Consider the following 15,238-nt stretch of genomic DNA (forward strand, 5'->3'; position numbering starts at 1 on the left):
ACCTTAACTAAAAACAATTTGCGTTTCTATCGCATTTTATGTTTTCTTTGCAAAAACAACCCTATTAAATGGCTAAAAATTTACTCATAGTTGAATCACCGGCGAAAGCCAAAACTATCGAAGGATACCTCGGCAAGGACTTTACCGTAAAATCAAGTTACGGCCATATCCGCGACCTGGTGAAGTCTGAAGATGCTATTGATATCAACAATAACTTCGAACAAAAATACGAAGTACCAGCCGATAAGAAGCAGGTAGTGAGCGAATTAAAGAAATTAGCTAAAGAAGCAGACATGGTGTGGCTCGCGTCCGATGAGGACCGTGAGGGGGAAGCTATTTCCTGGCACTTATTTGATACCTTAAACCTTAAGGAAGCCAATACAAAGCGTATCGTTTTCCATGAGATAACCAAACCCGCTATTTTGCGTGCTATCGAAAACCCGCGCAAAATAGATTACAATTTGGTAAATGCCCAGCAGGCCCGCCGTGTTTTAGACAGGCTGGTGGGTTTTGAGCTCTCCCCCGTACTTTGGAAAAAGGTAAAACCATCCCTTTCTGCAGGGCGTGTGCAATCCGTTGCCGTACGTTTAATTGTAGATAGAGAACGCGAAGTAAATAAATTCAAATCAGAAGCTGCCTTTAAAATAGTAGCCATATTTGGCAAGGGTAAAAACGCCTTCAAGGCCGAGCTTGCCGAGCGCTTCAGCAAGCAGGACGATGCCGAGAAGTTTTTACAGGATTGCGTACAAGCCATCTTCGAGATAAAATCACTTGAAACCAGGCCGGCAAAACGTTCACCTGCCGCGCCGTTCACCACCTCTACCCTGCAACAGGAAGCCAGTCGCAAACTGGGCTATTCCGTTGCACGAACCATGCAGGTAGCGCAGCGCCTGTACGAAGCCGGTTACATCACCTACATGCGTACCGATTCGGTTAACCTGTCGGATACAGCCATAGCAGCCGCCGCGAGCGAGATCGTATCTGCCTGGGGTGATAAGTACCACCAGAGCCGCAAATACAAAACTAAGAACGCCAGCGCGCAAGAGGCGCATGAAGCCATCCGCCCTACGTATTTTAACAACCATACCATCAACGGCGAATCGAACGAGAAGCGCCTTTACGAACTGATTTGGAAACGTGCTATCGCTTCGCAAATGAGTGAAGCGCAATTTGAGAAAACCGTTGCAAAGATCAATATATCAACACGTAATGAAGACCTTGTTGCCAACGGGGAGGTAATGAAATTTGATGGTTTCCTAAAAGTATACCTGGAAAGTAACGACGACGACGACGACAACCAAACCGCCGATGGCGAGAACGCTATCCTTCCGCCGTTAACTAAAGGCCAGCTTTTAGAGCTGCAGGAGATGACCGCCACCGAACGTTTCAGCCGCCCACCCGCCCGTTACACCGAGGCAGCCCTGGTGAAGAAGTTAGAGGAACTGGGTATCGGCCGTCCATCTACCTACGCTCCTACTATTTCTACCATCCAAAATCGTGGATATGTAGTTAAGGAGGAACGAGAAGGGCGGATGCGCAACTTTAGGGTACTTACCTTAAAGAATCAAAACATCACCAAAGAAGAAAAAAGCGAGAATACCGGTGCCGAACGCGGCAAGTTATTTCCTACCGATATTGGCGCCGTGGTGAATGATTTTTTGGTTCAGCATTTCCAGGGCATCGTTGATTTTAACTTTACAGCCAATGTAGAAAAGCAATTCGACGAGATAGCTCAGGGTCTGCAGGATTGGACCAAAATGATCCGCACCTTTTACGACCCGTTTCATAAAGACGTACAAAGCACGATAGAAACCGCTGATAAAGCCACCGGCGAACGCGAACTGGGTGTACACCCGGAAAGCGGCAAAAAAATGTCGGTACGTATTGGCCGTTACGGTCCCTTTGTACAGGTTGGCGAAACCGCGACTGAAGAAGGCGAGGAAAAACCGCTATACGCAAGCCTGCGTACCGGCCAAAGCATAGAAACCATTTCGCTGGAAGAAGCACTGGAGCTTTTTAAACTACCCAAAGTAGTTGGTGAATACGAAGGCAAAATAATGAAGGTGGCTATCGGCCGTTTTGGACCATACATCAGCCACAACAGCGCTTTTGTATCGCTGCCAAAAGAGATAGACCCACTTGATGTTACCGAGGAACAAGCGATAGAACTGATAGAAGCCAAACGTAAAAAAGATGCCGAACGCCTGATAAAAAGCTTCCCCGAAGACGAAACCGTAAAAGTTTTAAACGGACGCTGGGGTCCTTATATTGAATTTGGAAAACTAAACGTTAAAATACCAAAAGATATAACCGACCCGCTTACGCTAACTTACGAGCAATGTAAAGCTCTGGCCGATGCCATGCCGAAGGATGCAAAAAAAGGCCGCTTTGGTAAATCGGCCCCGGCAAAAGCCGCCGCACCCGCTAAGAAAGCACCGGCGAAAAAGAAGGCTGTAGCGAAGAAAAAGTAATAGTTTTTGGTTGATTGGGTTAATTGATGAGTGGTTAATTTTAACTATTCTCTTAATCAACTTAATCAACCACTCACCAAAATACAATGATCAAAGACCTCCATCCTAATGTTGTAAAAGATATAGCTGTCGCGGTTGCTTTAGAAGGCGAAAGCGTGGAAAGTAAAACATGGTATGTGTACCTCATCAACCTGAAGGAAGTGCCGCTGGAAACAGTGCTGATCACCTCCAAGGGATATGGAGAAAAAGACGGTGAACAGGTGAAGACATCCGTGCTAAGGCACGCGTTCCCGCTTATCCCACCAAAATCGTTCAAACTGATAGAGCCGATAGATGAAGCTACGTTTGGGCTGAACAATGAATATTGGCTAAGCTATTATATTGGTAAAGATATCTTCGATAAAAAGTTCATCTTTTTACCCGAGAGTATTGTAGACGGTAATTTTATCAAACTCCCGGTAGTGAACAAACCCGGCGTAATGATATTATAAGTTAAGCGCATGTATTTGATGCATGCTCTCCTTCAGATCGGTATAAAGTTTTTTGTAGATAGGGAATATGCGGCTGTACGTTTGATGGCGCGCCACATCCGGCTGCACAATAGTACTCTTCGCGGTTTCCCTGTCTAATATTTCCTGTACGTTCATCCCCAAAGTTTCCATCGCTAAATAAATGGCTCCTATTGCGGATGAATCGCCCCCCTGTAATAAAACCAATCGTTTTCCGGTAATATCCGCCAGTATCTGCACCCAAACCGGCGATGATATAAATCCCCCGCTTACCACAATTTCCTCAACAAGTACAGCAGATGACTCTTCAACGGCGTTCAGCACATTGTAAAGCGCAAAGCAGATCCCTTCGAGCGCGGCGCGCAGAAAATGCTGCTGCTGATGCTTAAACGTGATCCCCACAAAAGCACCAGAGCTTTTGGCATCCCAAACCGGCGCGCGTTCGGCATACAAATAGGGCAAAAATATCAAACCATCGCTTCCAGTGTTCACAGTATCTATTTTGTCGAATAATACCTTATAAGTTTCACTATCAGCACTCAGCTTTAAAAAGTCCTTAATAAGCCAGTCTGCAGCTGCTCCCCCATTATTTACCGCTCCTCCGCAGATAAAAATTTGTTGGTTAAGCCGGTAATTAAATGTCATGGCGCGGTAGTTATAAGCCGGCTGGCTGCTCCCTACCCTAACGGCGCCGCTGGTGCCAATGGTAAGCGCAGCTATACCGGGGCGGATGGCATTGCCGCCAAGGTTTGCACAGCAACCATCGCTGGCACCAATTACAAAGGCGGTTTGCGGGCTAATGCCGGCCATTAAGGCGTCTTCGGTAGTAATAAAACGAGTATAGCCAGTGTTTACTGGTGCCGAAAGTTTGCTGCTCTCTATCCCCGCTAAACTGAGGGATTCCTGGTACCAATTTAACTTCAACACATCAAACAAACCCGTTGCCGACGCTACTGAGTGGTCTACCTCAAAAACACCAAATAGCTTGTGCCAAACATATTCTTTAATAGAGATAAATTTATAAGCACTTTCGAACAAGGCCGGCTCATTTTGCCGCAGCCAAATAAGCTTGCATAACGGCGACATAGCGTAGACGGCAGTCCCCGTATTGTGGTAAATATGCTCGCCTTCGGGGGATTCATGCAACGCTTTGGCAATATCCCCACTTCGCGCATCGGCCCAAAGCAAGGCGTTAGCTAAAGCGTCGCCTTGCTCGTTCACCGGCATAATGCTATGCATGGCTGCGCTAAAACTTATTGCTACGGGTGTACTATCAAACTGGCTTGTAATATCAATTATGCAATTTTTAAAGGCGTTCCATATCAAATTGGCATCCTGTTCGCTAAAACCGGGCTTCGGGCTTTGTGTAGCATAGTGATATTGCGCGGTACATAAGGTATTGCCGGCCTCATCAACGGCCACTGCTTTTGTACTTCCTGTACCCAAATCAATCCCTATAAAGTATTTCTGCGTATGTGTTAACAACATAAAACCCGGTAAAATAGATACTGGCTAAGTTATTGCATTAGTAATCAACATCGGTATTATTTGTCAACATTTTGAAGTTTAACGGTTGTTATAAAATTCAGTAATGAATAATTTAATCTACTTTTAATAAAGTCATCAGGTTCGGCAGTTACAACTACCGGTTGTTTATAAATATTTGGTAATGAATTTAATACTTGAAATTTATTATTAAGATAAGTTTTTTAGCGTTTTGTGATTTAAAAGCACCATATTTATAGCATAAACAACGATATATCGGCATGAAGAAAACACTACTAATTGTTGATGACGATTTGAGTATATTAAAATTACTCAGCTTTATATTAAGTAAAGACTACGAAATTGTTGTTAAAAACAATGGTATTGAGGCTTTTACCTGGCTTGAGGACGGCAACCTGCCTAAGTTGATCATTTCCGATTTGCAAATGCCTTATTTTGACGGCCAGTCGTTTATAAAAAATGTAAAAATAAGTGGCTTTTACCGTAATATACCTGTTATCATGCTATCGGCAGCACACGACCTGGAAGAACAAGTGGCTAATATGCCGTTTAAAGTGGAGGCTTACATCCACAAGCCTTTTAATCCAACAACCTTAAAATCAGCCATTAACCAAGCCCTACAAGTTTATGACGCCTCAGACAGCAACTGATTGGAACGAAAATTCTGGCTCCGGGGTCAGGATCGCTTATGCCGGGCTCGAACTTAAAGATTTGGTTGCTAATGACCTTGGCGATAACTTTCGCTTCGCCTTTAACGATACGCTTAAAGACCTGGAAGATTACCTGGGCAACCAATCTATTCTCACCATCCCCGATATTATTTTAGTGGAGGTTGATAAAGAAGAAAAATGCTTTGAGTTGGTGCAAAAGCTGAAGGGTAACTTTCTGACGAACGGTTTGATCATTGTAATGCTATCAACCCGCAGCGATAAAAAGGCAGTACAAACGGCTATGAAGTTAAAACTTCATGATTTTTACACCTATCCTTTCTCTACATCAGACCTGCGCGAGCGCCTTAACTTTCTGGTAAGATTTAAACTGATAAAACCACGCCTGCTTGAACTTTCTAAAGAAGTAGATACTACTTATAAAATGCCGCCAGGCAAGCGTTTTCTGGATCTTTTTATCTCCACCATGATGCTTATTTGCCTTTCGCCGGTAATGTTGGTGGTAGCAATAGCTATTAAATTTGATTCGAAAGGCCCCATATTTTATAAAAGCAAGCGTGTAGGTACTGGATATAAGGTATTCGATTTTTATAAGTTTCGCTCGATGCGCACCGATGCAGACCAACTGCTGGCACAAATGGCTGTTACCAATAACCAATATGCTGCAGAAGAAGAAGGCTCAACTAAATCGGCCTTTGTTAAAATTAAGAACGACCCGCGTATTACCAAACTGGGCAGCTTTTTACGCAGCAGCAGCTTAGATGAATTACCACAATTGTTCAATATTTTACGTGGCGATATGTCGGTAGTGGGCAACAGGCCATTGCCTGTTTACGAAGCCGAGATGCTTACCTCCAATGAGTGGTCGATGCGCTTTTTAGGCCCTGCCGGGTTAACCGGGTTATGGCAAATAAGTAAACGCGGAAAAGAAGATATGAGCGAGCGCGAAAGAAAGAAACTGGACAACTTTTACGCGCAGAAGTATTCGTTTTGGCTGGATGTAAAAATTATAATAGGTACCGTCCCTGCTTTATTTCAAAAAGAGAAAGTTTAATTTATGAATATCAAGTTTAAACTATTGGGCCTTTTACTGGGTAGCTTTCTGCTTACAAATAGTTTGCGTGCCCAGGAATCGCTGATACCGGATATCTCTTACCCCTACTTAGAAAAACTTATTGCCACAGCGAAAAAGAATTACCCCGAGATAAAATTGCGCATAGCGCAGGTTAACCTGGCAAAAAGCGCGCTTCACCAGGCTAATGTTTCCTGGCTCGACGCTTTTACCGCATCATACATCTACAGCCCAAAAAGCTCAATTAACCTTATACAGCCAACTATATTCAATGGCTATCAGTTGAGTGTATCTGTAAATCTGGGTCAGTTTTTAGCCAAGCCTTTTGCCGCGCGCGGTGCGAGGGAAAGCGTTAAAATTGCCGAGTACCAGCAGCAGGAATACAATCTGAGTATCGAGGCCAATGTGAAACGTTTATATTTTCAATATTTAGCCGCGCAGGCAGAGCTAAGGCTGCGGTCGGGTGCTATTATTGATGGCGAAACAGCCGTAAAGCAATTAAAATATTCTTTTCAAAAAGGTGAAACAACTTTTCAGATCTATAATGAGGCGTTAACGAGCCTTTATCAACAGGGTGGGTTTAAAGTACAGGCAGAATTAGCGATGTTGACCGCGAAAACTAACCTTGAGGAAGTTTTGGGCGTTAAATTAGAAGAAGTTAAATAAATGGAGTTTGTAAGTTTTTTGAAAGTTTTATGGAAACATAAAAACCTGCTGATTATTATTCCGCTGGTTACCATTATCATCTCCTACTTCCTGGTAAAAAATCTGGCCGATAAGTACGTATCCAAATCGCAAATAGCGACGGGAATTATTGATGAATCGCGCCATTTGCTTGATAAAGAAAGCAACAGCGCCGCCCAGGCACAGCAAATAAATCAAAGCTTTAGTAACCTGATAGAGATAATGAAACTTAAAAAGATCATTAATCAGGTATCCTACCAGCTAATACTGAACGATCTAACGAACCGTACGCCGTTTAAGCCCTACAGCAAGCTATTTTTAAGCATGAATGCCGCGGCCAGAAAACACGCCATTGAAGTTTTCAAGGGCAAATTTCAGCGTATGGAGCCGTTGGATTACTACAATAAGGATGAGAATGGCCTGAACGAACTATTGCGCTCGATGAAGTACGATGAGCGTAGCTTGCGTGAAGATATTTTAATTGTACGTGATGAGGACAGCGATTTTATCTCGGTGAATTATGAGTCGGCCAATCCTCAGTTATCGGCATTCGTGGTAAATGTGCTTTGCCGTGAGTTTATTAACTATTACACCAACACCATAAAGCAAAACGAAACCGACGCGGTTACTTTCCTGGCAAAGCTGATGGAAGAAAAGCGTAACGCGCTAAATAATAAAACCGCGCAACTGCAACAATACAAAATAGCAAACGGCGTGCTCAATCTGGAGGAGCAATCAAAAGGTATATTTGACCAGATGATGGTTTATAATGACCGTAAACAACAGGCCCAAAAAGATGTGGCTTCATATAACGGCGCTTTAACTAATATCAATAATAAATTCGACCCAAAAGATCGTGGTTACATCGAGGCTTCTTTAAGTAAGTACAATACAGCTGTAGTGGGCACACAGGAGCAACTGCACTTGCTTACTGATAGGTATGTACGCAGCAATTTCGCCCCCCAGTATAAAGTACAGATAGACTCGTTGACCAAACAGTTAACGCAACAGATAAACCTTGCATCTGACAAATACCTTACCAACCCGCTAACGGGAAAAGATGCACTGGTCACACAAAAATTAACGCTGGAAGTATCGCGCGACCTTGCCAAATACAGCATTGTTGCTATTAACACCGCTTTAAACCAGCTTAACGCTAAGTTTAACCGCCTGGTACCGTTTGATGCTACCGTAAAAACCTACAATTTTGAACTGGAGATAGCCAGTAAAGAATACCTGGAAGTACTGAATAAGTACAACGAAACTAACCTGAAATCTACCTTCTCTATAAAACTGAGGCAGGTTGATTACGCTACACCCGATGCTGCCGAGCCTTCAAAAAAGATGCTGCTGATCATATTGAGTGGTTTTGCGGCCTTGGCGTTTTGTATCATCGCGTTATTTGTTCTCTACTTTTTTGATGACACCATTAAGCAGCCTGCCGAACTGGTTAACCAAACCAACCTGCCATCGCTGGGATATTTAAATGCCGTAACCGGCGGCACTCTCGATCTTAGAAAACTATGGGATGTAGAACACCGCGAAAAGATGAAGCACTTTAAAGAGCTCATCCGATCGATAAGGTTTGAGGTTGACCAAGAGCTGAAAGGCGAAAAGGTACTGGCCATTACCAGCCTTGCACACCACGAAGGTAAAACCGTACTGGCAATAAGTTTGGCCTACTCCTACGCCATGATCAACAAAAAGGTGTTGCTGATAGATGGTAATTTTGGCAACCCAACCATTACCACTACCGCACAGCCGCGCCTGTATATTGAGGATTATTTTAAGAACAACCCTGACAATTACGAAGCTTTTTCTGGCGCGACAACCGTTTTGGGTAACCATGGCGGCGACGTAACCCTGCTTGAGGTAAGCGACGAGAAATTTATCCGTAGCCGTTTTAATGAACTGAAAACCAAATACGACATTATTATTATTGAAACTCCTGCCCTTTCAACCTTAAATAAATCTAAAGAGTGGATATTGTTTGCCAATAAAACAATAGCTGTATTTGAAGCCAATAAAGGCGTAAAAAAATCGCAAAAGAATGATTTGAACTACCTCCGCAGCCTTAACGAGAAATTTGCCGGCTGGATCTTAAACAAAGCCGACATACCTGAAAATTAAAGGCCGCGTTTGGCTTTATCGCTATATATAATAATAAGCCTTGCTGATATGAAAATAACTCCAAACACAAAAAGCAAAGCCGACCCTTATGAAGAGCTTTCCCCGCTCGAAAAAAAAACACGTAAAGCAGCTATTGCATTTGTATTTGCGGGCGTATTTGTTTGGGCGGTAAAAATATTAATCCTCGCATAAACCCGGGCCACACATGCTTGATAACCAGGTACAACATAGCGGGCTAAAACGCTATTTACGCAAAAAACTGCAACTAAGCAGTTTAACCACTACAACTATGATATGGCTGTTGCTGCCTGTAGCGGTATTTATAAGCGTAGTGGTTGCAAAAATGGGCATTATAGGCGTTGCGGGGCTGTTAGTTGTTATAGTAGGGATACCGGTTGTTTACGGCATTATAGCTTACCCGCAATTTGGTATAGCGGTGTTAATGGTGGTAGCGTTCATGTTAAACTACGCTTCGGAATTTTTGCCGAACGATACCCCTACCGGCATTTTGCTGGACGGTATCACCTACATGCTCATCTTCGGCTTTTTTATTAAGAAGAAATTTGACAGCAGCTGGGATTATTTTAAAAACCCCATCACTTATTTAGTGCTTATCTGGCTTGGCTACAATTTCCTCGAAGCCGTAAACCCCGCATCTCCATCAATACTGGCCTGGGTATATACCGTTCGTACCGTTGGCTTTATTATGCTGATGTATTTTGTGTTCCTATATCAGATAAATAATATAGCGTACATCAGGTTCCTGTTTAAGCTTTGGCTTGGCTTGTGTTTGCTGGCCGCCATTTCGGGTTTTCAGCAGGAAAATTTTGGTTTACTTGAGTTTGAACGCAAGTGGTACTACTCAGATCCGCTGCGGCTAAGCTTTTTATTCATCAACGGGCATTTGCGTAAGGTGGCAATTTTCCCCGATCCGGTTACTTTTTCCTACAATATGGTTGTGGCAGCAACCATGTGCATTTGTTTTTTCATGCTTAATATCAGCAAAACCAAAAAAATCATTTTGGGCTGTTTGATACCTTTTTACCTGCTTACTATGCTTTACAGCGGCACCAGGGGGGCTTATGTACTGCTTCCTGCCGCGTTGGCTTTACTTGCCATACTCAAGTTCAATAAAAAAATAATTGCTGCTGTGCTTGCGGCAGGGTTTGTACTGGTTATTGTAATATTCATGCCAACTTCAAACCCAACCATAAAACGTTTTCAATCGGCTTTTAACCCGTCTGCAGATGCATCTTTTAATGTAAGGGCCGAAAACCAGAAACGTATAAAACCGTACATACTGTCGCACCCTATTGGTGGCGGCCTGGGTTCGGTAGGTATCTGGGGGCGCAGGTTTGCGCCAAACTCCATGCTTGCCAAGTTCCCGCCCGATAGTGGTTATGTACGCGTTGCGGTAGAAATGGGCTGGATAGGGCTTCTATTGTTTTGCACGTTAATGTTTGTAATTTTATACACGGGGATCAATCATTATTTCCTGATCAAGAACCCCGAATTAAAAACGTACTGTTTAGCAATGGTATTGGCCATATTTATTTATAATATTGGTAATTACCCGCAACAGGCGCTGGTGCAGTACCCTTCCAACATTTTGTTCTATCTTGCAAGTGCATTACTTAATGTAACGCTGCGGTTGGATATTGCAGAAAGGAAGCACAAGGCGATACCAGTATTGAAGGATTGAAAGCATAATTAGTTTTTTTTATAAGATGTCGTTACTTACCGTAATAAAATCTCACCCCCGTATAAAAAAATTTGTGCATTGGCTTATTGTTAGGTCGGGCCATTCCAGGCCAAGGCTTTGGGTACGATGGTTTGTTAACCCATTTTACCACAATCGCAGCTGGAGCTCGATAGTAGGCTCATATGCACGAATGGACCTGTTTCCTTTCAATGACTTTGCCCTTGGTGAGCATAGCATTGTAGAAGACTTTGCAGCGCTAAATAACGGCGTAGGCGCCATTATTATTGGCCACCATGTTGGTGTGGGCATTTCAAATACTATTATTGGCCCTGTAACGCTGGGCAACTACGTAATGCTGGCACAAAACATTGTGCTATCAGGCCTCAACCATGGATACGAGGATATTACGCTTCCGCCGCGTGTACAAAAGGTTATTACCAAACAAATTACTGTGATGGATAACGTGTGGATAGGCGCAAACAGCGTAATAACTGCCGGTGTTATCATTGGCAAGCACGCGGTAATTGGAGCTGGCAGCGTGGTAACAAAAGATATACCCGAGTATAGTGTGGCCGTGGGTAACCCTGCCAGGGTGATAAAAAAGTACAATTTTGAAACCGGTACCTGGGAAAAAGTTTAACACTTATTGGCCTATATGTCGTTTTTTAAAAAGATCGTAAACAAGCATACCATCAATTTGGCCAGCAGCGCAGCAATGCCCTTAATTGGGATGCTGGTGCTTTCATTACTGGCGCATCAGCTACCCGAGGTTGATTTTGGTAACTACATCTTTTTTCTGCAAACGTTCCTGTTGGCAGATATGTTTCGTACCGGTTTCCTCCAAACCTCACTCGTAAAATTTTACTCCGGGGCACCTGCCGACCGCGCAAAAAACGTTGCAGGCTCGGCATGGTCGGTTGGTTTTATACTCACTCTCGGGCTGGCTTTTATTGATCTTATCCTTTACTTTTTTGTAAAAAGCGGCAATGGCGATCTGGAAGATACACTTAAATGGTTTGGCATTATCTATATCTGCACCTTACCATCGGCAATTGCCGGTTGGATATTACAGGCAGAGGAGCGTTTCGACAAGATGTTCATTATACAGATCATTAACCAGGGGGGCTTCCTGATATTGGTGTTAATAGCCATGTATTTTAAAAACATCCGCTTCGAAACTGTAATATATAGCTACCTGGGCACCAATATTTTCACCAGTTTAGTGTGTTTGTTTATGGGCTGGTCGCAAATACATACCATCAAGCACAAAAGTATAGCCTCTATGAAAGAGCTTGCCCACTTTGGCAAGTATAGCGTGGGCACCTCGCTGGGCTCTACCCTGTTGCGCAGTTCAGATACCTTTATTATCAAAATAATGTTCCCCACAGCGTTTGTGGGTATTTATTACATTCCTCAGCGTTTGATGGAGATCTTTGAGATCCCTATGCGCAGCTTTGTTTCTACCGCGCTGCCCGAGTTATCAGCCGCTGCGCAGCGAAACGATAAACCGGCGGTGGCTGAAATAATGAAGCGTTATGGCGGGCTTTTAACCGTATTGCTTTTGCCTGTTGCCGTTGGTGGATGCATTTTAGGTGGCCTGGTCATCCACCTGCTATTCGGTAATAAATATGTCGACTCTGATGCGTTCAACATCTTCCGCATTTTTATGTGTTATGTGATCATTATGCCTATCGATAGGTTTTTTGGTATCACGCTTGATATTTTAAATAAACCACACCTCAACATGATGAAAGTATTTTTAATGCTTACCGTAAATGTTGTGGCCGATTTTGCCGGGATAGCTATTTTCCATAACCTGTACGGAGTGGCCATCGCCTCGCTTTTCACCTATTACACCGGCGTATTATTTGGCTATTTTACGTTGAAAAAACACCTTGATTTTACCCTTAACGACCTTTTCAGCCTCGGGTATGGCCAATTGAAACAAATGATAAGTAACCTGTTAGCAAAAAGGAGATCGCAAAACACGTGAGTTTGACAAATAAACATATTGTTGTTTTTTCGCAGATGCAGTTCGATGGTAAGCTCGAATCTACCATATACACTATGGCACGGCTGCTGGCGAAGGATAACTACGTGTACTTTGTAGACAGGCCTTTTACCTGGAAAGATTACTTTAAGTTTAAGGATACCAAGGCCTACCAGGTACGTAAGCCGCATTTTTTCAATTCCAAAAACAGCTTTATCCAGTCGGACCTGCCAAATTTTAAGATCATTATTTGCCCGCCGGTACCATCCATCAATATGCTGCCCGAAGGTAAAGCCTATCGCGTCGCGGTAAGGTTTAACGAATGGATGGTAGCATCGCGCTTAAAAAAAGTATTTAAGCAGCAGGGCGTTACCGATTATATTTACATCAACTCGTACAATTTCTCATACCCGCAGCTTCACCAGGTACTCGAACCACCCCCCGCCCTAAGCGTTTACCATTGTGTAGACCCGATAATTGAAGAGTACCAGCTTAAACATGGCGTGAACAATGAGGAGATGCTGGCAAAAAGTGTAGATATGATCATCTGCACCAGCCGCGAGTTGCGTAACAAAAAATCGTTCCTCAATCGCAACTCCTACTTTGTGGCCAATGCGGCTAACCTTACACACAGCCAAAAAGCGCTGGACGCTGCATTGCCGGTTGCCGATATATTATCGGGCATCAAAAAGCCGGTTGTAGGCTATTTTGGCGCAATTGAGCGCCGGATAGATTATACCCTCATAAAAAAGGTGATTGCCGATAACCCGGATAAAAGCTTTGTTTTTGTAGGGCCTGTAGACAAAGATTATGTGCGCGATGACAATTTTGCCGCACCAAACCTCCATCTGCCCGGCCCTGTGGCGTATGAGGAAATGCCGGCGGTGCTAAAAGGCTTTGATGTTTGCATTATTCCTTTTAAGAAGGACGATGTAAGCAACAACATATTCCCACTGAAACTGTTCGAATATTTGGGTGCCGGGAAACCGGTAGTATCAACTGATTTTAATGACGACCTGCAGAATTTCACAGCGGGGTTGGTTCCATATTGCAGCACTGCAGACGAGTTTACGGCGGCTTTAAATACTGCTTTAATAGATGCGCAAGCAACCGAAAAGGTAGATCAACGTATAAGTATTGCAGCTAACAACACATGGGAGCACAGAATTGCCGATATTAAAGAACTATTATCAGCCGCATTGGCAGAAAAAGGCAAAACGGTTAGCTAAATTTACAGATGATTAAACAGGCTTAAAAATGGACATCATAAAACTTATCTTCTCTATCATTTTTACCTTCGTATTTATATACATGGGCATTTACAGCCTGTACCTGTTCGTATTTTCGGTAGTGGGCAAACTCATTATTAAAAAAGCGCCGCCCGTTGCTTCTGCGTATAGCAAATTTGTAATTTACATCTGTTCGTACAAAGAGGATGCGATTATCCTCGATTCCGCTGCCCAGGCCCTAACCATAGATTACCCTAAGGATAAATTCCATATCTGCGTTATTGCCGATTCGATGCAGCCGGAAACCATTGTCAAGCTGAAAGAAATGCCTTTGCAGGTGGTTGAGGTAGTGTTTGAAAGCAGCACCAAATCAAAGGCGTTGCACGCGGCAATTGCCAATACTTTTGAAGATTTTGATGCTGCCGTGGTATTTGATATTGATAACATAGCGGCGCCCGATTACCTGCGCCATATAAATAACTATCTGCACGCCGGCAAAAGGGTAATACAGGGCCATCGCGTTGCAAAAAACACCGAAACCCCTGTTGCGATACTGGATGCCATAAGTGAGGAGGTAAATAACCACATTTTCCGAAAGGCACAGCAGGTTTTTAACCTGAGTTCAGCTATAATTGGTTCTGGAATGGCTCTTGAATACCGATTGTTTAAGGATACCATGGCGCAGATAGATGCCGTAGGTGGTTTTGATAAAGAGATGGGCCTTGTGCTCACCCGCCAAAACATCCACGTGGCTTATGCCGACGCGGCTTTGATATATGATGAAAAGGTAAGTAACCCCGAAGTATTTAAAAAACAACGCCGCCGCTGGCTTTCGGCCCAGTTTAACCTGCTGAAAACGTATGGGATGACAGGCTTTACAGAGCTGTTTGCGCGGGGTAATTTCGATTACTTTAATGAGATCTACCAAACTGCCATCCTGCCCAGGATCCTGATGCTGGGCCTGATGCCATTTATGCTCATCATATCGCTGCTAACGCCGGGTGTTGGGCCATCGTGGCAAATGTGGCTCACGGCAACCGCGCTTTGTTACATTGGTATATTGGTTGCGATACCGGGGCATTTTTTCAATAGCAAACTATTAGGGGCGGTATTAAAGATCCCCCTGATATTTTTCGCGATGCTGGCTTTGTTGTTTAAATTAAAGGGCGCGAATAAGAAATTTATTCACACGCCGCATAATCCAACAAGCAATTAATACGTATATCCCTGTGTATCTAACACACTTTAACGATAATAAATAAAGAATAGGTTTTAGC

At 43.5% G+C, this 15,238-nt stretch carries 13 protein-coding genes; 12 read left to right on the forward strand and 1 reads right to left on the reverse strand.

Translation table 11 applies throughout. The features are described from left to right. Positions 1-68 precede the first annotated feature (68 nt). Both topA and ABIX36_RS06705 read left to right on the forward strand, forming a co-directional pair. Positions 69-2,471, forward strand: coding sequence for a type I DNA topoisomerase (topA, locus tag ABIX36_RS06700; protein ID WP_348081389.1), 2,403 nt, complete (start codon positions 69-71; stop codon positions 2,469-2,471). A gap of 86 nt (positions 2,472-2,557) precedes the next feature. Then, on the forward strand, positions 2,558-2,962 hold the full coding sequence (locus tag ABIX36_RS06705) for a hypothetical protein (protein WP_348081390.1): 405 nt from the start codon (positions 2,558-2,560) through the stop codon (positions 2,960-2,962). Here the strand turns inward: ABIX36_RS06705 and ABIX36_RS06710 are convergent. After that, positions 2,957-4,468, reverse strand: coding sequence for a gluconokinase (locus ABIX36_RS06710; protein ID WP_348081391.1), 1,512 nt, complete (start codon positions 4,466-4,468; stop codon positions 2,957-2,959). The genes ABIX36_RS06705 and ABIX36_RS06710 overlap by 6 nt on opposite strands. A gap of 278 nt (positions 4,469-4,746) precedes the next feature. On the opposite strand from ABIX36_RS06710, the gene ABIX36_RS06715 reads away from it, so the two are divergent. The 10 genes from ABIX36_RS06715 to ABIX36_RS06760 all read left to right on the forward strand — a co-directional run bounded on the left by ABIX36_RS06715 (position 4,747) and on the right by ABIX36_RS06760 (position 15,177). Continuing rightward, positions 4,747-5,136, forward strand: a complete 390-nt coding sequence (locus tag ABIX36_RS06715; RefSeq protein ID WP_348081392.1) for a response regulator — start codon at positions 4,747-4,749, stop codon at positions 5,134-5,136. After that, positions 5,114-6,208: a sugar transferase gene (locus ABIX36_RS06720; protein WP_348081393.1), complete on the forward strand. Its 1,095-nt coding sequence runs from the start codon at positions 5,114-5,116 to the stop codon at positions 6,206-6,208. The genes ABIX36_RS06715 and ABIX36_RS06720 overlap by 23 nt, the downstream gene beginning before the upstream one ends. A gap of 3 nt (positions 6,209-6,211) precedes the next feature. Further along, complete coding sequence (locus ABIX36_RS06725) at positions 6,212-6,892, forward strand: TolC family protein (RefSeq protein ID WP_348081394.1); 681 nt, start codon at positions 6,212-6,214, stop codon at positions 6,890-6,892. After that, positions 6,893-9,040: a Wzz/FepE/Etk N-terminal domain-containing protein gene (locus ABIX36_RS06730; RefSeq protein WP_348081395.1), complete on the forward strand. Its 2,148-nt coding sequence runs from the start codon at positions 6,893-6,895 to the stop codon at positions 9,038-9,040. Between the two features lie 48 nt (positions 9,041-9,088). Then, the gene (locus tag ABIX36_RS06735) at positions 9,089-9,232 is read left to right on the forward strand and encodes a hypothetical protein (protein WP_348081396.1); all 144 of its coding nucleotides are present in this window, start codon (positions 9,089-9,091) and stop codon (positions 9,230-9,232) included. 13 nt (positions 9,233-9,245) lie between these two features. Beyond that, positions 9,246-10,742: an O-antigen ligase family protein gene (locus ABIX36_RS06740; protein ID WP_348081397.1), complete on the forward strand. Its 1,497-nt coding sequence runs from the start codon at positions 9,246-9,248 to the stop codon at positions 10,740-10,742. A 190-nt stretch (positions 10,743-10,932) separates the two neighbouring features. After that, positions 10,933-11,382 carry an acyltransferase gene (locus tag ABIX36_RS06745; RefSeq protein ID WP_348081398.1) on the forward strand — a complete coding sequence of 150 codons (450 nt, stop codon included), beginning with the start codon at positions 10,933-10,935 and terminating at the stop codon, positions 11,380-11,382. A gap of 15 nt (positions 11,383-11,397) precedes the next feature. Then, entirely contained in the window at positions 11,398-12,735 is a 1,338-nt protein-coding gene (locus ABIX36_RS06750; RefSeq protein ID WP_348081399.1) for an oligosaccharide flippase family protein, read from the forward strand. Between the two features lie 2 nt (positions 12,736-12,737). Beyond that, positions 12,738-13,961, forward strand: a complete 1,224-nt coding sequence (locus ABIX36_RS06755) for a glycosyltransferase (RefSeq protein WP_348081400.1) — start codon at positions 12,738-12,740, stop codon at positions 13,959-13,961. Between the two features lie 28 nt (positions 13,962-13,989). After that, a complete protein-coding gene (locus ABIX36_RS06760) occupies positions 13,990-15,177 on the forward strand; it encodes a glycosyltransferase family 2 protein (RefSeq protein WP_348081401.1) in 1,188 nt (395 codons plus the stop codon). The last annotated feature ends 61 nt before the right edge of the window (positions 15,178-15,238 follow it).

Origin of the sequence: Mucilaginibacter sp., assembly GCF_039925265.1 — a bacterium.
Lineage (GTDB): Bacteria > Bacteroidota > Bacteroidia > Sphingobacteriales > Sphingobacteriaceae > Mucilaginibacter.